Annotated in this window: 15 protein-coding genes and 1 pseudogene; 9 read left to right on the top strand and 7 right to left on the bottom strand. The window is 63.6% G+C overall.

The features are described 5' to 3' along the window. Positions 1-316: 316 nt before the first annotated feature. From O7A61_RS23145 to O7A61_RS23135, 3 genes are all read right to left on the bottom strand, one after another. Entirely contained in the window at positions 317-1,024 is a 708-nt protein-coding gene (locus tag O7A61_RS23145; protein ID WP_337131778.1) for a DUF4760 domain-containing protein, read from the bottom strand. Further along, positions 1,021-1,401: a hypothetical protein gene (locus O7A61_RS23140; RefSeq protein WP_337131777.1), complete on the bottom strand. Its 381-nt coding sequence runs from the start codon at positions 1,399-1,401 to the stop codon at positions 1,021-1,023. Before O7A61_RS23140 ends, O7A61_RS23145 begins: the two co-directional genes overlap by 4 nt. Before the next feature lie 113 nt (positions 1,402-1,514). Beyond that, positions 1,515-3,716, bottom strand: a complete 2,202-nt coding sequence (locus tag O7A61_RS23135) for a caspase family protein (protein WP_337131776.1) — start codon at positions 3,714-3,716, stop codon at positions 1,515-1,517. A 244-nt stretch (positions 3,717-3,960) separates the two neighbouring features. Between O7A61_RS23135 and O7A61_RS23130 the strand changes: the two genes are divergently transcribed. After that, positions 3,961-4,407: a Fur family transcriptional regulator gene (locus tag O7A61_RS23130; RefSeq protein WP_337131775.1), complete on the top strand. Its 447-nt coding sequence runs from the start codon at positions 3,961-3,963 to the stop codon at positions 4,405-4,407. Positions 4,408-4,505: 98 nt separating this feature from the next. On the opposite strand, the gene polA is transcribed toward O7A61_RS23130, so the two are convergent. Continuing rightward, positions 4,506-7,463: a DNA polymerase I gene (gene polA / locus O7A61_RS23125; protein WP_337131780.1), complete on the bottom strand. Its 2,958-nt coding sequence runs from the start codon at positions 7,461-7,463 to the stop codon at positions 4,506-4,508. A gap of 437 nt (positions 7,464-7,900) precedes the next feature. Here polA and O7A61_RS23120 point away from each other — a divergent pair, with 437 nt between their 5' ends. From O7A61_RS23120 to O7A61_RS23095, 6 genes are all read left to right on the top strand, one after another. Continuing rightward, on the top strand, positions 7,901-9,286 hold the full coding sequence (locus O7A61_RS23120; RefSeq protein WP_442921102.1) for a M20/M25/M40 family metallo-hydrolase: 1,386 nt from the start codon (positions 7,901-7,903) through the stop codon (positions 9,284-9,286). A 149-nt stretch (positions 9,287-9,435) separates the two neighbouring features. Continuing rightward, complete coding sequence (locus O7A61_RS23115; protein WP_337131772.1) at positions 9,436-10,056, top strand: ribonuclease D; 621 nt, start codon at positions 9,436-9,438, stop codon at positions 10,054-10,056. Positions 10,057-10,097: 41 nt separating this feature from the next. Beyond that, positions 10,098-10,301, top strand: coding sequence for a hypothetical protein (locus O7A61_RS23110; protein ID WP_337131779.1), 204 nt, complete (start codon positions 10,098-10,100; stop codon positions 10,299-10,301). A gap of 342 nt (positions 10,302-10,643) precedes the next feature. Then, positions 10,644-10,853: a hypothetical protein gene (locus O7A61_RS23105; RefSeq protein WP_337131771.1), complete on the top strand. Its 210-nt coding sequence runs from the start codon at positions 10,644-10,646 to the stop codon at positions 10,851-10,853. A 208-nt stretch (positions 10,854-11,061) separates the two neighbouring features. Further along, on the top strand, positions 11,062-13,329 hold the full coding sequence (locus tag O7A61_RS23100; RefSeq protein ID WP_027143065.1) for a transglycosylase domain-containing protein: 2,268 nt from the start codon (positions 11,062-11,064) through the stop codon (positions 13,327-13,329). A gap of 78 nt (positions 13,330-13,407) precedes the next feature. After that, positions 13,408-14,160 (top strand): SDR family NAD(P)-dependent oxidoreductase, encoded by a 753-nt coding sequence (locus tag O7A61_RS23095; protein WP_337131769.1) that lies wholly within the window; start codon positions 13,408-13,410, stop codon positions 14,158-14,160. 27 nt (positions 14,161-14,187) lie between these two features. On the opposite strand, the pseudogene O7A61_RS23090 reads toward O7A61_RS23095, so the two are convergent. Next, positions 14,188-15,103: pseudogene (locus tag O7A61_RS23090) on the bottom strand (zinc-binding dehydrogenase). Positions 15,104-15,198: 95 nt separating this feature from the next. On the opposite strand from O7A61_RS23090, the gene O7A61_RS23085 reads away from it, so the two are divergent. Continuing rightward, positions 15,199-16,008 (top strand): AraC family transcriptional regulator, encoded by an 810-nt coding sequence (locus O7A61_RS23085; RefSeq protein WP_337131768.1) that lies wholly within the window; start codon positions 15,199-15,201, stop codon positions 16,006-16,008. 27 nt (positions 16,009-16,035) lie between these two features. Here the strand turns inward: O7A61_RS23085 and O7A61_RS23080 are convergent, their stop codons facing one another. Together O7A61_RS23080 and O7A61_RS23075 are read right to left on the bottom strand one after the other, a co-directional pair. Beyond that, on the bottom strand, positions 16,036-17,823 hold the full coding sequence (locus tag O7A61_RS23080; RefSeq protein ID WP_337131767.1) for a cation:proton antiporter domain-containing protein: 1,788 nt from the start codon (positions 17,821-17,823) through the stop codon (positions 16,036-16,038). Between the two features lie 207 nt (positions 17,824-18,030). Beyond that, complete coding sequence (locus tag O7A61_RS23075; RefSeq protein WP_337131766.1) at positions 18,031-18,480, bottom strand: host attachment family protein; 450 nt, start codon at positions 18,478-18,480, stop codon at positions 18,031-18,033. Between the two features lie 381 nt (positions 18,481-18,861). Between O7A61_RS23075 and cysG the strand changes: the two genes are divergently transcribed. Further along, the coding region (cysG, locus tag O7A61_RS23070; RefSeq protein WP_337131765.1) for a siroheme synthase CysG at positions 18,862-20,037 on the top strand (1,176 nt) is incomplete at its 3' end.

Raw genomic sequence — 20,037 nt, 5'->3', positions numbered from 1 at the left:
GCCGCAGCGCAGAACATCAAGAAAATCGCCCTTTGCCAGTGGCCAAAGCCAAGAACCGGCTTCGCCTGAGGCCCAAGAACCACCCGGTGTGCCTCCTGCGCCATCCCGTCAAATTATCCTGACACCAAAATCGCAAATCCATTCAGTCCCATAAAACAAAACCCCGCCGAAATTCGACGGGGGTTTGTCAGCAGTCTGGCGGCGGGATGTTCCCGCCGCTTTTTTCATACTGACGCTTCCTGCGTGCTTCTTTTGCACGAGGCGAGCCAAAGGCAGCCACGCATAAGACGGAAGCTCACCCCGACCTTTGTCATCGTTACTTGGCTTCAGCCGACGGTTGCCCCCTGCGCACATAAGCCTCGATCGCCGTGGCGAAGGTGGGCGAGCCGGCCTTGCGCTGCTTGTCGACATAGCCGGCAAAATAGCTCCAGAAAGAAACGGCATAATCGCGAAAATAGGCGTCGGTCACCTTGCGCGAACACAGGTCGCCGTCGACGCAGAAGGACAGCCGGTTGAGGAAATAGACGATGCGGTCGAAATTCTCGCTGAAGTCGGCGAGCGGCATGTCGCCGCCGGATGCGCTCATCGCCTCGATACCGATACGTTGCCGGAATACCTGCTCCTCGGTCGGTGAAGGGTTGGCGCTGAGCAGGTTGTCGTATTTGGCGTTGAGCGTGGCGAGACGGTCTTTCAGCGCCCGCTGCGCCTGCTGGTAGTCCTTGGTCTCCCACAGCTCGACCAGCGACATGGTCTGCTCGACGCGCTTCTGTTCCTGGTTGGCCAGGAACTGATAGACCGAGAATGCCAAGGTGAAGATGATGGCGAAGCGCACCAGCATGCCAGACCAGGCATAGACCAGCATGCGCCAGTCGCGGTCGGTGAAGGGGTTGCTTTCCTTCTTGATCTCATGGCTGCTCGGCCAAGGGAAGCCTTCGGTGGTTTCCGGCAGCGTCTGATTGGCAGCCGGCGCCTTTGCCGGCACCACAGGTGCCGTTTGCCTTGTTGTGCCCGCCGGCTTCTTCATTTGCAGCCGTCCAGTTTGATGATGGCGGAGGGATCGAGCACGACGCCGGGCGCTTCAAGCTGCTTCTTCAGGCACGCCAGCTGCGGGCGCAAAACAATGAACTGCACGTCCGGCTCCGCCGGCGCCTTGGTCGGCGACGGCAAGGCCTCGACGATGCCCCGCGAGGCGCAGCCTGAGAGATCGACGACGATCGCGTCGCTTTTGGCTTTGGCGATCTGGTCGTACTGGTCGAGAAAGCAGGTCGCCAGTTCCGAATTGATGACCACCTGCTTGGCGCAGAGGCCGCAGGCGTCCTGCGCTGACGCGTCGGCAACCAGCAGCAGGCTGGCGGCGATGCCGCCAAGCGTGGCACTCCAGGAAAATGCGCTATAGCTCACGAAACACCCCATCCATTCCGCCCGGCCGTATCGTCTCCCGACGCGGCGGCCAAAGTTTTCACCCATCGTGCCGGCAGTGCAAGGCCCGGCAATGAACACCCGCGCCTGGATTCTCAGGCGCGCGGCACCGTCTCCATCGGGAAAATCATCACCGCTCCCTTCGGGCCGCTTTTGTCGGCAAGCCGCATCACCGATCGGGTCGACGGCGCCATGCCTATATCGGCGAGCATGTCGGAGAAGCTGGCGGGGCCTATTCCGCGTGTCATCGACGCGACACCGTCCTGCGCCAGGAAGCTCAGATCTTCCTTTTCGCTTTCCGGCGGCGCCTCGGTCAGCACCGCGATCATCCGCTCCATTCCGAAGCTGGTGTCGGTGAAGGCAAGCAATCCCTCCTCAAGCGTGGCCTGCGGCGCCAGCCGCTCGGCAACGATGTGGGTGATCGAATAGTCGCTGCCGACATAGAGCACATTGATGTCGACCAGCTGGTCCGAGCTGTTCTTGGCCAGCACGTGCACCTCGTCGCCAGGCGAAACGCGCGGCACCACCGAGGCCTGCAGCGGCTCCAGCCCGTCCTTGTCACGACGCTTGACCTGGAATTGTACGTCGACGTCCTCGGGCTTGTAGTCGGAGGCCGCCGCCAGCCTGGAAAGCCCGGTGGCGCGGAAGATGGTACGCAAATTCCTGGCCGTCGCATCGACGAGTTTCTGTCGGTCGTCGAGGTGGATGATGATCAGCGGCGGCCTGCCGCCATCCTTCAAGGCCACGTCGCCCGAGGCCGGCAGGAACCATAGGGCCGGCTTGTCGGTTGCATTCTTGTCGGCGCCGGCAATGGCATTCTCGGGCATCACCACGAAGCGAAGCTCGGCGCTCTTGCCTGGATCGACGAGTTCGATGGTGAAGCCGGTCTCCCTGGCCGCGGCCAGGTCGTCGAGAACCGAATTGACGAGTGCTGTTTCCGTCTCCAATCCCTTGGTCGCGGCCGGCCGTGCGACGACGAGCTTGTAGTCGACGGCGATCTCCGCCACGCGGGCATAGGCATTGGCGGGAATGTCGGCCATCTCGAGCGCGGGCTTCTTGTCGAACTCGACCGGCTTGACGCGGCTCTCCAGGTTCTTCGCCGATTCCACTTCGAGATAGCCGACCGCGTCGGACAGCGACGACAGCGCCGACGGCAGGATGGCGAGCTTGCTGCCGGGGGTGAGACGATGCAGCAGGCCGGCGCCGATCGATGCCTCGCCGTTCTTGACGATAACGGGCCACTGCATGACCGCATCCGTCCTGTCGGTGCCGAACACGCGCGCGTCGAGTTCGCCTTCGAACAGCGGCGTCGGCCGGGTGCGGCTGTCGGCCGAATATTGCTGAAGCACGGCCTGGCCGAGCTGCCGGTAGGTGACGTTGGGGTTTTCGGCGAGCTTCGACAGGATGGTGAAGGTGAACAGGCCGAAGCGCGGCGCATCGGCCGTGCCCTTGGGCAGCGGCATCTCCGGTGTCGTCTCCACCGTCTGCGCGGCATAGAAGGCGACCAGTTTGCCCCTGGTGGTAGGTTCGCCGCCAGTCGGCGTCAGGTTGAAGGCAGGTTTGCGCTGGCCATTCTCGTCAAGGCCGCGCGAGGTGCTCGCGACGGTGTCCTCATAGGTCTTGATAGCCGCCGCCCTGGCGGCCTTGTCGCCACCGACCAGGTCGGCGAACTCGACCTTGCGATCCAGCTCGTCGTCGACATCGACGGCGCGGATCGCGGTGCCGGAATGACAGCAGTCGAACACCGCCCAGACGAAGGCGCCCTTGTCGCGGATGGCATCGAGCGCGTCGCCGATCTCGTTGTCGACCAGCGCGTTCGGCACGCCGGCATCCCTGTTGATCCACCTCTCGATATCGACGGGCAGGAAAATCTCGTCGAGACCGTCGGTCTCGTCGCCCTTGATCCTCTCGGGCTGCTGGGCGCCGTGGCCGGACAGATGCAGGTAGACGAAGTCGTCACGCTGAACCTTGGCGGCGAGATCGGCCAGTGCCGTCTTGATCGCCGCATGGGTCGGCAAGCCTTGGGCGCCGGGCACATCCTTGGCCAGCAGCGTGACGTTTTCCGGCGCGAAACGCACCGGATCGGGCACGTTCTTCAGCAGGTATTCGTGCACCAGGCCGGCATCGTTCTTCGGCCCGATCAGCCAGTTTCTCTGCGGCAAGGCTGGATATTCGGTGCAGGCCACGAGCAGCGCATGGTAGGTGCGCGACGCGGCAAGTGCCCGGAACGAAACCGTGCCGGCGGTCATCAACGCGGACGCGCCGACAAGCAGCGTCCGGCGTGTCAATTTGATCATATTGCTCCCCAAGCCCCGATCGAATTTCCCAAGCGAGACCATCCTCGTCGAGGATTTTGTCAGTATTTTGAATGTCGCTCCGTCATAAAGCCTGTCATCACCAATGTGCCGGCACGTCATCGATCGGCTCGGGACAGCAACAGAAGAGTAGCAAAGAAGGCGGTTCGTCGCTATCTGAATGGGGTCAGGCCGTTTGCAAGAGCAAACAGCCTATGGATGGCGCAGGGCAGGTTGGAACAGAACCATGGCGGCAAGGGATGTGCTGACGAAAAACCAGTTGTGCGTGCTCGAGAAACTCGAGACCGCCAGCGGGCCGCTCAGCGCCTACACCTTGCTCGACCAGCTGCGCGAGCGCGGTTTTCGCGCGCCGCTACAGGTCTATCGCGCGCTCGACACGCTGGTGAAGTCGGGCTTCGTGCACCGGCTGGAAAGCATCAACTCCTTCGTCGCCTGCGCCGAGCCGCACGACCACAGCCACTCGATGACCGCTTTCGCCATTTGCGACGGCTGCGGGCAGGTGACCGAAATGTCCGACCACGACGTCGACCACCGGCTGAACGAATGGGTCAACTCGACCGGCTTCGCCGCCAAGAAGGCGGTGATCGAATTTCGCGGGACGTGCGCGAAGTGTTTGGCGCAAGCGCCTGAGGGCATTCGCCAGAGCGGTTCAGCGATTGATAGAATCGCCTAACCGCTCTAACTCTTTGTTTCACGCAATTTCCAGGGAAAGTGCTAAGCGCTTTTCCCGGGAAAACCGCTATACACTTTTCCTGAAATTGCTCTAGCGCGTCAGTGCGCCTCGTCCCAATTGTTGGCGGCCCGCGCGTCGACATGCAGCGGCACCGACATCGATACCGCCGGCATCGCCGCGTTTTCCATGACATGGCGCACGACCGGGATCGTCGCCTCGACTTCCGCCTCGACCGTTTCGAAGATCAGTTCGTCATGCACCTGCAGGAGCATGCGGGCGGACAGCTTGGCCTTGTCCAAGGCTTCCTCCATGCGGATCATGGCGCGGCGGATGATGTCGGCGGCGGTGCCTTGCAGGCGGGCGTTGATCGAGGCGCGCTCGTTGAACGCCCGTAGCGACGGGTTCGACGACCTGATGTCGGGATAGTGGATGCGGCGGCCGAAGATCGTTTCGACAAAGCCGTGCTCGCGGGCATAGGCCTTGGTCTCCTCGATATAGTCGCGGATGCCGGGAAAGCGCTCGAAGTACTTCTTGATGTAGGCGCTCGCCTCCTCACGCGGGATCGACAGCTGGTTGGCGAGGCCGAAAGCCGAGATGCCATAGATGATGCCGAAATTGATCGCCTTGGCGCGGCGGCGCACTTCCGACGGCATGCCCTCCACGGGCACATTGAACATTTCAGACGCGGTGATGGCATGGATGTCAGCGCCATCCGCAAAGGCCTGCCGCAGTTGTGGGATTTCGGCGACATGGGCGAGCACGCGCAGTTCGATCTGGCTGTAGTCGGCTGACACGAGCCGGTGGCTCTTGTCGGTGATGAAAGCGGTCCTGATCTTGCGCCCTTCAGCCGTGCGCACCGGAATGTTCTGCAGGTTCGGGTCGGAAGACGACAGCCGGCCGGTCGTCGTCGCGGCCAGCGCGTAGGAGGTGTGGACGCGCTTGGTTTCGGGATTGACGAAGCCCGGCAGCGCATCGGTGTAGGTCGATTTCAGCTTGGTCAGCTGGCGCCAGTCGACGATTTTGCGCGGCAGTTCGTGACCTTCGGCGGCAAGGTCTTCGAGCAGCTGCGCCGAGGTCGACCACTGGCCGGTCTTGGTCTTGGAGCCGCCGGGCAGGCCCATGCGGCCAAACAGGATATCCCCGAGCTGCTTGGGCGAGCCGATGTTGATGCGCTCGCCGATGAGCAGGTAGATTTCCTCTTCGAGCTGGGCTGCACCTTGCGCCAGCTCGCCCGAAAGCCGTGACAGGATCTGCCGGTCGACCGAAATGCCGCGCTGTTCCATGCGCGCCAGCACCGGCACCAGCGGCCGCTCCAGGCGTTCATAGACCGAGACCAGGCCCTTGGCGGCAAGGCGGGGCTTCAGCACCAGCCACAGCCGCAACGTCACGTCGGCATCCTCGGCGGCGTGAGCCGTCGCCCTGTCGATGTCGACCTGATCGAAACCGACAGAGCTTTTGCCGGAACCGGTCACGTCCTTGAGCTGAAGGGGCCTATGGCCAAGCCATTTGTCGGCAAGGGCATCCATGCCGTGGCCGTGCGGAGTGCCGGCGTCGAGCACGTAGGAGATCAGCATGGTGTCGTCGAAGGGCGCGACATCGATGCCGTAGCGGCTCATGATGACCAGGTCATATTTCAGGTTCTGCGCGATCTTCAGCACCGACCTGTCCTCAAGCAGAGGTTTCAGCACCGCCAGTGCCTCGCGAAGCGGTATCTGGTTTTCGAGCGCGCCGCCGCCGAGCAAGTCACCATTGCCGCTCTTGTGGGCGAAGGGAATGTAGCCGGCGCGGCCGGGCGCCGTGGCCATTGCCATGCCGATCAGTTCGGCCTGCATCGGATCGGTCGACGTCGCCCTGACGTCGAAGGCAGCGATACCAGCCTCTCGCGCCTCGGCGACCCAGGCTTTCAGCGTCGCGATATCGCGGATGCACTGATAGGCCGAGGTATCGATCTTGCGTGTCGCCGCGCCCTCCAGCCGCAATGCGGCCAGGAGGGAAGGGGTGTCACCCTGTTTTGGCCTCTCCGTCGTCTCGGCTTCAGCAGCCTGGCCAGGTTCGGAGCCCACGCCGGTTCGGGTAACGGGCGATGTTCCGGCACCGATGTCGGGGCCATGTGCGTTATCGGCGCGTTCGACGGTCACAGCGACGGCCTGGACGTCGCCGGCCTCGGTGCCGGTCGCTTCCGCGACGCGGCGGGTCAGCGAGGTGAATTCCATGGTCTTGAGGAAGCCGATCAGCTTCGGCCCGTCGGGCGCATGCAGCAGGAAATCGTCCAGCCCCTCGGCCACCGGCACGTCGTTCTTCAGCGTCACCAACTGGCGCGAGATGCGCGCCTTGTCGGCGTTGGCGATGATCGATTCCCGCCTTTTCTCCTGCTTGATCTCGCCGGCGCGGGCGAGCAATCCGTCGAGATCGCCGAACTGCTCGAGCAGTTGCGCCGCGGTCTTTGGCCCGATGCCGGGCACTCCAGGCACATTGTCGACGGAGTCGCCGGTCAGCGCCTGCAGGTCGATCATCTTTTCCGGCGGCACGCCCCATTTCTCGACGACTTCGGGGATGCCGATCTGGCGATCCTTCATCGGGTCGTACATGCCGACCGTGTCGCCAACCAGCTGCATCAGATCCTTGTCGGAGGAGATGATGGTGGTATCGCCACCGGCCTCGCAGGCCAGCCGGCAGTAAGTGGCTATGAGATCGTCGGCCTCGAAGCCTTCCATCTCGACGCAAGGCAGGTTGAACGCCCTGGTTGCCTGGCGGATCAGGCCGAATTGCGGGATCAGATCCTCGGGCGGCGCCGAACGGTTCGCCTTGTATTCGGGATAGAGGTCGTTGCGGAAGGTTTTCGAGGAATAGTCGAAAATGACGGCAAAATGCGTCGGCACAATGCCCACATCGGTGTTGCGGGCATCCTGCATCAGCTTCCACAGCATGTTGCAGAAGCCGGAAACGGCACCGACCGGCAGGCCGTCGGACTTGCGGGTCAGCGGCGGCAGTGCGTGATAGGCCCGGAAGATGTAGCCAGAGCCGTCAATGAGGAAGAGATGATCGCCTTTTTTCATGCCGGCAGGGATAGCGCGGCGCGATGGCTTGGTCCATGCCAAAGACATCGCCAGATATAGGTTCCGTTAACACCCTGACAGATCGGGACCCTGACGGATCGGGGTTATACAAGCCCGCTCACGGGCACGTTACAAAAGTGTAACGTTGGTGCCCTTGAATCGCCACGTTCAGGGACCCAAATACAGTTCATCGGCAGTTTTCGCCGAAGTCCGGAGCAAGGCCCGTCCCCCGCCTATACCGGACAATTGCGGCAGCCTATCCCCCCTCTCCGGGCTGCCGCATCGTTTCGAGTAAAAGGCCGCCGTGGTTCCCCCTCCACCACGGCGGCATTTTTTTGCCTGCGGCCACCGTCCCGGGCCGTGGTCCAATCGTCCCGGGCTTTTCGTTTCGCCGCTCTGCCTTTACGGTTCCGGCACTGAATCGAAAGGCTATGCAAATGTCCGCAGTTTCCCCTGTCCTCGACCGTCTCGACCAGAACCTCGACCAGAGCCTAGAACGGCTCTTCGGCCTGCTCGGGATCAAGTCGATCTCCACTGATCCAGCCTATGCCGCCGACTGCCGCAAGGCGGCGGAATGGCTGGTGGCGGAACTCAAGCTGATCGGCTTCGACGCCAGCGTGCGCGACACGCCCGGGCACCCAATGGTGGTTGCGCATCACGACGGGCCGGCGGGCGCGCCGCATGTGCTGTTCTACGGCCATTATGACGTGCAGCCGGTCGACCCGATCGAGCTGTGGGAAAACGATCCCTTCGCCCCGGCGATCAAGGAGGTTGCACCTGGTCACAAAATCATCACCGGGCGCGGCTCGGCCGACGACAAAGGTCAGCTGATGACTTTCGTCGAGGCATGCCGTGCCTGGAAACAGGTGCATGGTGGTCTGCCGTGCCGCGTCACCATCCTGTTCGAAGGCGAGGAGGAATCGGGGTCGCCCTCGCTGAAGCCGTTCCTCGAGGCCAATGCCGAGGAGCTCAAGGCCGACTTCGCGCTGGTCTGCGATACCAGCATGTGGGACCGCGACACGCCGTCGATCTGCGTCGGGCTGCGCGGTCTGGTCGGCGAGGAGATCACGGTTAAGGCCGCCGACCGCGACCTGCATTCGGGCCTCTATGGCGGCGCTGCCGCGAACCCGATCCGCATCCTGGCCAAGGTGCTGGCCGACATCCACGACAAGGACGGCCATATCACCATTCCGGGCTTCTATGACGGTGTCGAGGAAACGCCCTCGCAGGTGCTGAAATCATGGGAGACGCTGGGCGAGACGGCCGAGACCTTCCTCGGACCTGTCGGCCTGTCGATCCCGTCGGGCGAAAAAGGCCGCTCGGTACTGGAACTGACCTGGGCGCGGCCCACCGCCGAGTTCAACGGCATCATCGGCGGCTATACCGGCAAGGGTTTCAAGACGGTGATCGCCGCGGAAGCCTCGGCAAAGGTGTCTTTCCGCCTCGTCCACAAGCAGGATCCGAAGAAAATCCGCGCGGCTTTCCAGAAATTCGTCAAGGAGCGCATCCCGGCCGATTGCTCGGTCGAATTCCACGCTCATGGCGGTTCACCGGCAATCCAGCTTTCCTACGACTCGCCGTTCCTGGCCAAGGCCAAGACCGCACTTTCGGACGAATGGCCAAAGCCCGCGGTGACGACCGGCAGCGGCGGCTCCATTCCGGTGGTGGGCGACTTCCAGACCTATCTCGGCATGGAATCGCTGCTGGTCGGCTTCGGCCTCGACGACGACCGCATCCACTCGCCCAACGAGAAATACGAGCTCAGCTCCTTCCACAAGGGCCAGCGCTCCTGGGCGCGCATTCTGGACGCGCTGACACGGTAAGGCGGACAACCCTGGACGGCGGAAAATCAACTTTCTGTTGATTTTTCCGCCGATCACGGCGAGGACGGGTCGACAGCGCAATTTGTTGGAGCGCGTGTGCGCTTCTTCGATGGATGCGCGACGCCGAAGGCCGCGACCCGGAGAAGACGATGAGCGATATCCGCTTCCATAAAAACGATCTGCCTGACCTCTCCCGCTACGATGTCGCTGCGGTGGCCATCGATACGGAAACGCTCGGCCTCAATCCCCACCGTGACCGGCTCTGCGTGGTGCAGATTTCGCCTGGCGATGGCAGTGTCGATGTCATCCAGATCGCGCCGGGGCAGAAGGAAGCACCGAACCTGGTCAAGCTGCTGGGAAACGACAGCGTGACCAAGCTGTTCCACTACGGTCGCTTCGACCTCGCTGTGCTCTACCATGCGTTTGCCGTGATGGCCGAGCCGGTGTTCTGCACCAAGATCGCGTCGCGGCTGACGCGCACCTACACCGACCGGCACGGGCTGAAGGACATCTGTTTCGAGCTTCTCGGCGTCGGCCTGTCCAAGGCGCAGCAATCGTCGGATTGGGCGGCCGAAACGTTGTCGCCCGAGCAGCTCGAATACGCGGCCTCGGACGTGCTCTATCTGCATCGGTTGCGCGATGTGCTGGCCGGGCGGCTGGCGCGCGAGGGGCGCACGATGGAGGCGGACGCCTGTTTCCGCTTTCTGCCGACGCGGGCCAAGCTTGACCTGATGGGCTGGGACGAAGAGGATATCTTCGCTCACAGCTGATGGCCCTCGTGGCGATCTACCGGCTGGAAGAAGGGGATGAGATGGCGGACAGAAAGCCGATATCGACCGCGCCGACCGACGGCTCCAAGGTCACCGTCACCTGGAAAGACAGCGATGGCGTCCTCAATGAATCCATCGCGCAATACCGCGACGACGGTTGGTGGGTCTACATCGACAGCCACACGCAAAAGAAGGTCGAGCCAACCAGCTGGCGGCCCGCCGCCGGCGACGACAACGACCAATGAGCGCGCCGCCGGCCGGGCGCTTTCGCATAGCCTGACGCCATTGAAATCGGGGCCGATTCGGAGCCTTCCGCTCCGCAACCGTGCGCTGCTCGAAGAATCAAGCGCGAGTGTCTCGTCGCCTTGCCACGGCAGGCTGGTGGTCCCGACTAACCGGATGTGAAATTCGAGCGGATTATGAAGAGATCCGGGTTGGGCCGCCAGTCTGCATCCGCATCCTGGCGGCAAAGGCCTTCATACCCTTCTTGATCACCCTGCCGCTTCATCGGCGTCGTGGGGTTTGCTCTGAATGGAACTCCAAGGCGAAATGAATGTTCCATAAGACAGGCGGAGGATGTTTCAGGCATGACAACAGCTTCTCTGCACTTGCTCAAGGGGGTGGGTTATCTGATTTCCACCGCCAGTGTCGTCCTGCTGGCCATAGTGAGTTGGTCGAGCGCTTCAAAAAGCCCGCTGCTGGTCGTCTGCCTGCTTGTCGGCGCCGCCGCGTCGGTCATGGGTATGTTCTGCCGGTGGCTGAGCTACGAGATAGAAAAACGCCAGAGCCACAAATGAGGGCTCGTCACGAGCGTTCGGACGCCGACGGTGCTTCGGGTACGCGGAGCCTGTCACATCCGTCGCGCTGCGCGACGCTGGCAATGGATTAACAAATTCCTAACGGAATTCAGACGCTTGCCCGAACCTCTGCTTAACCCGCCCTTAAATCGCCGCATCTACTCTTCAACCCGAGCGCCATCGGCACCGGGGACATCAAGCGCAGCGCATGGCGAATCGCAGAGACAGTCGCATCGAGCCCAGCTTCGAGGGACCGCCACGGGCGAAATCCCAGACGGGACTTTCGGTGAGCGAGGAGGACCGCGTCGTGCCGAGCAATCGCAAAGCCTCCGCCAAACGCAAATCATCGAAGGGGAAATCGTCGCGGGGGAGGCGCGGCGGGAGTGGACGCGGCCTGTTCGGCGTGCTCGGCCGGCTGGTCTATTGGTGTTTCGTGCTCGCCATATGGGGCGGCATCGCGGTGGCGGGCGTCGTTATCTACTACGGTGCCAAGATGCCCGCGGCCACGACCTGGTCGATCCCCGACCGTGCGCCCAACATCAAGATCGTCTCGGCCGACGGGCAGCTGCTGGCCAATCGCGGCATGAGCGGCGGCGAGGCCGTCGGCCTTCACGAAATGTCGCCGTATATTCCCGAGGCGGTGATCGCCATCGAGGACCGCCGCTTCTACTCGCATTTCGGCGTCGATCCGATCGGCCTGTCGCGCGCCATGGTGACCAACCTCATCGGCGGGCACTTCTCGCAAGGTGGTTCGACGCTGACGCAGCAATTGGCCAAGAACCTTTTCCTGAAGCCCGACCGCACGCTGGAACGCAAGGTGCAGGAGGTGCTGCTGGCGCTGTGGCTGGAGCACAAGCACACCAAGGACCAGATCCTCGAAATGTACCTCAACCGGGTCTATTTCGGCTCCGGCGCCTATGGTGTCGAAGCGGCCTCGCGCCGTTATTTCGGCAAGAGCGCGCGCGATGTCACCTTGTCGGAAGCGGCACTCCTGGCGGGCCTGCTGAAGGCGCCGTCGCGGCTATCGCCGGCGCGTGATCCCAAGGCCGCCGAGGAGCGCTCGCAGCTGGTGCTCGCCGCCATGCGCGAGGAGGGCAAGATCAGCGAGAAAGAGCTGAAGACGGCGCTGAGCGCGCCGGCGACGCGCTCGCCATCCTACTGGACCGGCTCGGAAAATTACGTCGCCGACACAATCATGGAAGAACTGCCCGACCTGATCGGCGATGTGCGCGGCGATATCGTCATCGATTCTACCGTAGACCTGAACCTGCAGAAACTCGCCGAACAGTCGATCCGCCGGCTGATCGACGACAGCGGCAAGAAGCTCAACGTCACCCAGGGCGCGCTGGTGTCGATCGACGATTCCGGCGCGGTGCGCGCCATGGTCGGCGGCTATGACTATTCGACCAGCCAGTTCGACCGCGCCTCCGAGGCGCGCCGGCAGCCGGGCTCGGCGTTCAAGCCGTTCGTCTACATGGCTGCGCTCGAGGCCGGCCGCACGCCCGACAGCATCCGCAACGACGCACCGATCAAGATCGGCAATTGGACACCCGACAATTACGGCGGCAAGTACTTCGGCAAGGTCACCTTGGCGACGGCGCTGGCCAAGTCGCTCAACTCGGTTGCCGCGCAGTTGACCATGGAAGTCGGGCCGAACGCGGTGGTCGAAGCCGCGCACCGCATGGGCATCCAGTCCGACCTGCTGGCCAACACCTCGATCGCGCTCGGCACGTCGGAAGTGACGCCGCTGGAACTGACCTCGGCCTATGTGCCCTTCGCCAATGGCGGCTACAAGCCCGACATTCATTTCATCCGCCGCGTCACGACATCCGACGGCAAGGTGCTCTATGACAGCGCTGGCGGCAGCGCACCGCGCGTGATCAAGCCCGAGATCGTCGGCATGATGAATTCGATGATGACCGGGACGGTCGAGGTCGGCACCGCCAAGAAGGCGGCCTTCGCCTGGCCGTCGGCCGGCAAGACCGGCACCAGCCAGAATTCGCGCGACGCCTGGTTCGTCGGCTACACCGCCAATCTGACCACCGGCGTGTGGTTCGGCAATGATGACGGCACGGCGATGAAGAAGGTTACCGGCGGCGCGCTGCCGGCGCAGGCCTGGCACGAATTCATGGTCGCCGCGCATGAGGGCGTGCCGGTGCGGCCGCTGCCCGGCACCTGGAAGTCGACGCCGGCGGACACCATCGTGCCCGACGACATTCCCTCGGCCGACAACAACCAACCCGCACCGGTTCCCTCGGCTTCGGTTGGACAGCAGGCGCCGGCCGCGCAGGCGGCGGCACCGCCGGCGCCGGTCCGTGCGGCGCGGCCTGCTCAGACCGTCGATGCCGATGGCTTCAACATGCCGGCGGATGGCGGCACCACGGCTTCGGTCGGGCACCCGGTGCCGCCAGGCAGCGTCGGCGGTCGGCTCAAGAAGCGGCAGACCTCGATCCTGGATATTCTTGGCGGCGGCTGAGCAGCCGGCTAGCGGCGTCAATCCGCCTCTCGCAACCCCGGCGGCGTTCGGCTACATGTCCTGCCTGGAGACCGCGACATGACCGAGACAGACACCAGAAAAACCATCGTGCTGACCGGCGCCAGCCGCGGTATCGGCCATGCCACGGTGAAGCGCTTTTCGCGTGAAGGCTGGCGGGTCATCACCTGCTCGCGCCAGGCCTTTGCCGAGGACTGCCCGTGGCCGGCCGGTCCAGAGGACCACATCAAGGTCGACCTCGCCGATCAGGAAGATGTCGGTATTGCGGTATCCGAGATCCGTCATCGGCTCGAAGCGCATGGCGGGCAGTTGCACGCGCTGGTCAACAATGCCGGCATTTCGCCCAAGCTCAAGGATGGCAACAGCCGGATGGACTCGATCGACACGCCGATGCATGTCTGGCGCGACGTGTTCCAGGTCAATTTCTTCGCGCCTATCATGCTGGCGCGCGGCCTGTTCAAGGAATTGGCGGCGGCCAAGGGCTCGATCGTCAATGTGACCTCGATCGCCGGCACCCGCGTGCATCCCTTCGCCGGCACCGCCTATGCGACGTCGAAGGCCGCACTCGGCTCGCTGACGCGCGAGATGGCGCATGATTTCGGTCCGCACGGCATCCGTGTCAACGCCATCGCGCCGGGCGAGATCGACACCGCGATCCTGTCGCCGGGCACGGAAAAGATCGTCCAGACCATTCCGCTTCGGCGCCTGGGCACCACGGCGGAGGTCGCCGACATCATCTTTTTCCTGTGCTCCGGGCAGGCGTCCTATGTGACCGGCTCGGAAATCCACATCAATGGCGGCCAGCACGTATGAACTGGTCGACTTCAGGCTAGGATCGGCTCACCCGCCTATGGTGACGACAGCCTTGCCGCTGAAGCTGCGCTGTCGCAGTGCGTCCAGGGCTTGGCCGATGTTCGTCCATGGCACGGTCAAGGCAATGCGGGTGTCCAGCCGACCAGCTGCGACCAGGGCGAGCAGCGCGGCGATGTCGGCGCCGATGGCTGAACCGGACGTGTAGTAGGCGAACGTCTGGAGCCTCGCCCCTTCGTGACCCGGAACGAACTGACGGAACCCAACCGGCGTGAGTTCACCGCTGCTCGAGCCGAACATGACGATTGTGCCGGCAGGGGCGACGCGTTCGATCGCGTGTGCGAGGCTTTCGCCGCCGACCGACTCGGTGATCAGCGAAAACGGCCCCTCGGCCTGCTCGATCCACGATCTGCCCGGCTCCGAGTTCACGCAAATCCTCGTGGTGCCGGGCGGCGGCGATGGCGGTCACCGACGCACCCTGCTCGCGGGCGATCTGGATCTGGAAGCGACCGACGGCGCCGCTTGCACCGGTAATCAGGACCTTTAGACCGGCCAGGTCACCGCCGTGGCGCAAAGTCCTGAGCGCCGTCGTGCCGGCGACCGGAAGCGTGGCTGCCGAGGCGAAGCTGACCTCATCCGGCAGGACGGCGAGACGGTCTGTTGAAACGGCGACCCGTTCAGCCCAGCCGGCCTGGTCGACCAAAGCCGCGACCCTGGTGCCCGTGATCGGTCCGGAGCCATCGGCGGCCGCGCGTTCGACAATTCCGACGATGTCCTGGCCGGGTGTCCAGCCGTTCGGACGGATGGTGAGCAAGCGCAGTTCACCCCGGTTCAACGAGGTTGCGTGGACCGAGACGAGCGCCTCGTCCGCGAGGGGCCGAGGTTCTTCGACCTCGGCTAACCTCAATCCCGAGGCGCTGTCGGAAGATATGACTAAGGCGAGCATGGGTGCGTACCTTCTTGCTGGAGGCCGGAACTTATCGACTTCCCTGCTTGAAGAATTTAGCTATCATGGCATTTAATCGCTAAAAGCAGTCAATCATGAGACAGCCTCTTCGCTACCCATGGGTCAATTTCGATGTCGATGACGTGCTGGCGCCAGCCATCGCCGTGCGTGTCGACGTCACCGAGACCAGAGCGGAGGTGCCCGCCCATTGGCACCGCAAAGGCCAGCTCGTCTTTGCGCTCGGAGGCGGCGTCACATGCCGCGTTCCGAGCGGCCTTTGGATGGTGCCGCCGCATTGCGGCGTATGGATCCCGGGCGGCATCGAGCACAGCAACATCGCGACGGCCAACGCGCGGATCTTCTTCGTCTATATCGAGCCGGGAGCCGCCGAATTGCCGGACCGGTGCTGCACGCTTTCGATCTCGCCGCTGCTGCGCGAACTGATCGTCGAGCTGTCCGACAGCGTGCAGGACGACCAGGCAAGGGATGAGCTCCTGACCAAGACCCTGCTTGCAGAACTGCCGCGCATGCCTGTCCAGCAGCTGCATCTGCCGATTTCATCCGAGCCGCGCTTGAGGCGGATCGCCGAGGCGCTGGCGCAAGACCCTGCCGATCGCAGTACGTTGGCACAATGGGCCAACCGCGTCGCGCTCAGCGAAAGCAGTCTGGCGCGTCTCGTCGTCAAGGAGACTGGCTTGAGCTTCGGGCGCTGGCGCCAGCAATTGCACCTGATCGTCGCCATTCGGGAGCTGGCGTCCGGTGCCAGCGTGCAGCAAGTCTCGGGCGACCTCGGCTATAGCTCGGTTACCGCCTTCATCACCATGTTCAAGAAGGCGCTTGGCAAGCCCCCGGCAAAATATCTCGGCGGTGTCGCGCAAAATGGCGGCTCGGCATTCGTGGCATGATTGAACGCGCCTGTGGGTAGCGTCGACTCAGGCAGCGGACGGTTCAGAAACCCGCGGCTCGTGGCCAAGCACCTCTTCGACAATGCCGCGCGCGATCTCACGTTCGCCCATGATCACGGTATCGGCGCCGAGTCCCTTCAGATGCTCGACCTCGGCGTCGGAATGGGCGCGGGCGATGACATTGATGTTGGGATTGGCGGCGCGTGCCCGCAGCACGATCTGGCCGGCCTCGAAGGCGTTGGGGATGGCAAGGATCAGCCGCTTTGCGCCTTCAGGATTGGCCGCGGCGAACACTTCGGCATTGGCGGCATTACCCGCGATGGTTTCGATGCCGTCTGCTTTCAGCCTCGCCAGCGTCTTATCGGCATCGTCGATGACGAGGAAAGGCTGTGCCGCTTCCTTCAGCGCGGCACCGACGAGGCCACCGACCCGGCCATAGCCGATCAGGATGGCATGACCGGCAAGCGTCGTCGTCGGCGGCGGGCCGTCCTCCTTGCTCAACGTTGCGGCGACCGAGGCCATCTGGCCCGGTTCCGTCGCCGGGCCGACCGGCTTGGTATCCGCTGGTGGCGCCGTCCTGATGGCGCGGGCCTCCAGCCACGGCTTCATCCAGTCGATAACCAGGAACATCAACGGGTTGAGCACGATCGACAGGATGGCGCCGGCCAGGATCAGATCGCGGCCTTGCTCGGGCAGAAGTTTCAGCCCGACGCCGAGTTCGGCCAGGATGAAGGAGAACTCGCCGATCTGGGCAAGGCTGGCCGAAATCATCAAGGCCGTGGCCAGGGGATAGCCGAAGGCTACGACGATCACGAACGCCGCCAGCGACTTGCCGATGACAATGATGGCCAGCGTCGCCAGGATCGGCAGGCCGTTGCTGATCAGGCTGAACGGATCGAACAGCATGCCGACGGAGACGAAGAACAGCACCGAGAAGGCATCGCGCAGCGGCAGCGATTCTTCGGCCGCGCGGTGGCTGAGCTCGGATTCGCTCATGATCATGCCGGCGAAGAACGCGCCCAGCGCCAGCGAGACGCCGAACAGCTTTGCCGCGCCGAAGGCGACGCCGAGCGCAATGGCGAGCACCGAGAGACGGAACAGTTCGCGCGACCCGGTATGGGCAACGTAGTGCAGGATCCAGGGAATGACCCGGCGGCCGACCACCAGCATGACGACGACGAAGGCGGCGACCTTGGCCAGCGTGATGCCCACGACACCCCATATGCCATAGCTGGCCGGCAGCGACAGCAGGTCGCCCGAATGGGCATTGGGGGCGTGTTCCTGGCCGCCGAGTACACCGGCAAGCGCCGGCAGCAACACTAGCGCCAGCACCATGGCCAGGTCCTCGACGATCAGCCAGCCGACGGCGATGCGGCCGCGCTCGGTCTCGATCAGGCGGTGTTCCTGAAGCGCGCGCAGCAGCACAACGGTCGAGGCGACCGACAGCGCCAGGCCGAACACCACGCCCGCGCCCATCGACCAGCCGAGCATCCAGGACAGCCCGGCGCCGAGCGCAGTGGCAAAGCCAATCTGAACGATGGCGCCAGGCACGGCTATAGCGCGGACTGACAGAAGGTCCTTGAGCGAGAAATGCAGGCCGACACCGAACATCAGGAGAATGACGCCGATTTCGGCCAATTCGTTGGCAAGCCCTGCATCGGCGACGAAACCGGGCGTGTTCGGGCCGACCAGAACGCCGGCTACGAGATAGCCGACCAATGGGGGAATACGGAAGCGATTGGCGAGAGCGCCGAAGACAAAAGCCAGCCCCAGACCGGCGACGATGGTGGCGATAAGGGGCGTGTCATGCGGCATTGTCTATGGAGCGCCTTTCAAGCTAGCGATGTCTGATATGCGGCGCCCGAGAGCCGTCGCCTGTTTCGCAATATGGTGGAAGGGGCAACGGTGATGCAACCCGCAAGGTGCGAAAAGCGACGGCGCGGCGACAAAAATGCCGGACCGGCGACCGGGATGCCGCCGTTCTGTTTGAGCCCGCGATGGCATTCGCCTTGTTGCCGGCGATCAGGCTGCCTGCAGCAGGGCCTCGATCTCGGGGATGCCGTGGTTGGTCATGGTCTTCGGGATTTCGGCCGTCACCTTGTCACCAACCTCCTTATGCAGCTTCTTGCGCATGGCGCCGAGCACCACTGGGGGGGCGACAAGCACGATGCTGTCGAACTCGCCGTTATGGGCAAGCTTGTAGAGCCGGGCGGCAATCTCCTCGGCGAAGCGTTCCTTGCCGATACGGTGCCAGTCGGTCTCCTCGACCGCGCTGCGGTGCACGGATGGGCCGTCATTGTACCGGCCGGGGCTGTCGCTTCCCTGTTCGCGTGTGGGCGGGTTTTCCTGTTCCATCAGATGCACGACTTCAAGGTTGGGAAACTTGGTGTCGCCGACGTTCTTGAGCAGGAGCGCCTTTTCACCGTCTGCCACCAGAACCCAAATGCCATGCTTCAGTTTGATCGTGTTCATGAGGACGCTCCTTGTTGAGTGGTGGCTATACCGGGAACGCGTTTCAGCCCGTGAACGTTCCAACCCACGCGGCGCACCGAACAGCCGTGCAGGCCGGGCGCTGAACATGAAATCGCCACCGGACGGCTTTAATCTACTAAATTAATAGAAATTAGAAAAAACTGTTTTGCGGGACAGGTCGCCGGCAGCTAAAAGCGCCTGAAATCAGGGCCGATTTCGGCGACCCGGCGTGCCCATGGGCACGGGCGTGGAATATTTTTCTCCTGCCCTTCGCGGTTGCGAAAAAGCGATTGCCTGCCATCACCGGATGCGCGAGTGCTTTGCTTCTGCTTTTTTACGCCTCGGCGTAAAACTGCGAAACTGTCCCGGATCGCTATTATCATGCCGCAAGCCACCACCAAGCTCAACGCCTTTCCCGTCTTCCTGCGGGTCGAGGGCGAAGCCGTAGCCATTGTCGGCGGCGGCGAGGAGGCTCTGGCCAAGGCGCGGCTGATTGCCCAGTCGAGTGCCGTTCTGCACATCATCGCCAGAGATGCCGAGCCGGAGTTGTTGACCTTCATCGCCGAAGCCAGCGCGAAGCATGTGGCCGCCGCGTATGATGCCTCGCAGCTCGAAGGCGCCGTGATGGTGTTTGCCGCCAGCGGCGACGAAGCGCTCGATCGCCGCGTAGCCGCCGACGCGCGCCGGCTGGGCATTCCCGTTAACGCCGTCGACCGGCCAGATCTCTGCGATTTCTTCACTCCGGCGCTGGTCAACCGCGCACCCGTCGCCATTGCCATCGGCACCGAAGGTGCAGGTCCGGTACTGGCACAGATGCTGCGTGGCCGCATCGACCGCATGCTGTCGCCGTCGCTTGGCGCGCTGGCGGCGCTTGCAATGTCGTTCCGCAATGCCGCCGAGAGATTACCCCGGGGCAATGTGCGCCGCCGTTTCTGGAGTGACTTCTTCGGCGGAGCGCCGGCGCGCGCCGTCGAGGCCGGCGATTTTTCGCAGGCGCATGAAGCCGCCACCGATCTGCTGTTGTCCGACGCGCCCGTTCACGGCCACATCGCCCTGGTGGGCGCCGGTCCCGGCGCCGAGGACCTCCTCACCCTGCGGGCGCATCGCCTGCTGATGGAGGCCGATGTCATCGTCCATGACGCGCTGGTACCGGAGGCGGTCGTCGCCATGGGCCGCCGCGATGCCGAGCGCCTGCCGGTCGGAAAGCGCAAGGGCTGCCATACCAAGAGCCAAGCCGAGATCAACGCGTTGCTGGTGGAGCTTGGCCGTGAGGGCAAGCGTGTCGTGCGGCTGAAATCGGGCGATCCGCTGGTGTTCGGCCGCGCCGGCGAGGAGATGGCAGCACTTCGCGACGCCGGCATCGCCTATGAGGTGGTTCCAGGCGTCACCGCGGCCTTCGCCGCTGCCGCCGATTTCGAACTGCCGCTGACGCTGCGCGGTGTGTCGTCGTCGATGGTGTTCACCACCGGCCACGACCTCAAGGGCAATTCGTTGCCGGATTGGGCCAAGCTCGCCATTTCCGGCGCTACCGTCGCCGTCTACATGGGCCGCTCGGTC

The organism is Mesorhizobium sp. Cs1321R2N1, assembly GCF_037179725.1.
Taxonomy (GTDB): domain Bacteria; phylum Pseudomonadota; class Alphaproteobacteria; order Rhizobiales; family Rhizobiaceae; genus Mesorhizobium; species Mesorhizobium salmacidum.
Note: the sequence above shows the minus strand (reverse complement) of the source record. Positions and strands in the feature narration are given on the sequence as shown.

What these genes read in the sequence shown, in the direction of transcription:
- O7A61_RS23145 (WP_337131778.1), bottom strand. Translation starts at nt 1,024, where the DNA reads ATGAAGAAGCCGGCGGGCACAACAAGGCAAACGGCACCTGTGGTGCCG.
- O7A61_RS23135 (WP_337131776.1), bottom strand. Translation starts at nt 3,716, where the DNA reads ATGATCAAATTGACACGCCGGACGCTGCTTGTCGGCGCGTCCGCGTTG.
- O7A61_RS23130 (WP_337131775.1), top strand. Translation starts at nt 3,961, where the DNA reads ATGGCGGCAAGGGATGTGCTGACGAAAAACCAGTTGTGCGTGCTCGAG.
- polA (WP_337131780.1), bottom strand. Translation starts at nt 7,463, where the DNA reads ATGAAAAAAGGCGATCATCTCTTCCTCATTGACGGCTCTGGCTACATC.
- O7A61_RS23120 (WP_442921102.1), top strand. Translation starts at nt 7,901, where the DNA reads ATGTCCGCAGTTTCCCCTGTCCTCGACCGTCTCGACCAGAACCTCGAC.
- O7A61_RS23115 (WP_337131772.1), top strand. Translation starts at nt 9,436, where the DNA reads ATGAGCGATATCCGCTTCCATAAAAACGATCTGCCTGACCTCTCCCGC.
- O7A61_RS23110 (WP_337131779.1), top strand. Translation starts at nt 10,098, where the DNA reads ATGGCGGACAGAAAGCCGATATCGACCGCGCCGACCGACGGCTCCAAG.
- O7A61_RS23105 (WP_337131771.1), top strand. Translation starts at nt 10,644, where the DNA reads ATGACAACAGCTTCTCTGCACTTGCTCAAGGGGGTGGGTTATCTGATT.
- O7A61_RS23100 (WP_027143065.1), top strand. Translation starts at nt 11,062, where the DNA reads ATGGCGAATCGCAGAGACAGTCGCATCGAGCCCAGCTTCGAGGGACCG.
- O7A61_RS23095 (WP_337131769.1), top strand. Translation starts at nt 13,408, where the DNA reads ATGACCGAGACAGACACCAGAAAAACCATCGTGCTGACCGGCGCCAGC.
- O7A61_RS23085 (WP_337131768.1), top strand. Translation starts at nt 15,199, where the DNA reads ATGAGACAGCCTCTTCGCTACCCATGGGTCAATTTCGATGTCGATGAC.
- O7A61_RS23080 (WP_337131767.1), bottom strand. Translation starts at nt 17,823, where the DNA reads ATGCCGCATGACACGCCCCTTATCGCCACCATCGTCGCCGGTCTGGGG.
- O7A61_RS23075 (WP_337131766.1), bottom strand. Translation starts at nt 18,480, where the DNA reads ATGAACACGATCAAACTGAAGCATGGCATTTGGGTTCTGGTGGCAGAC.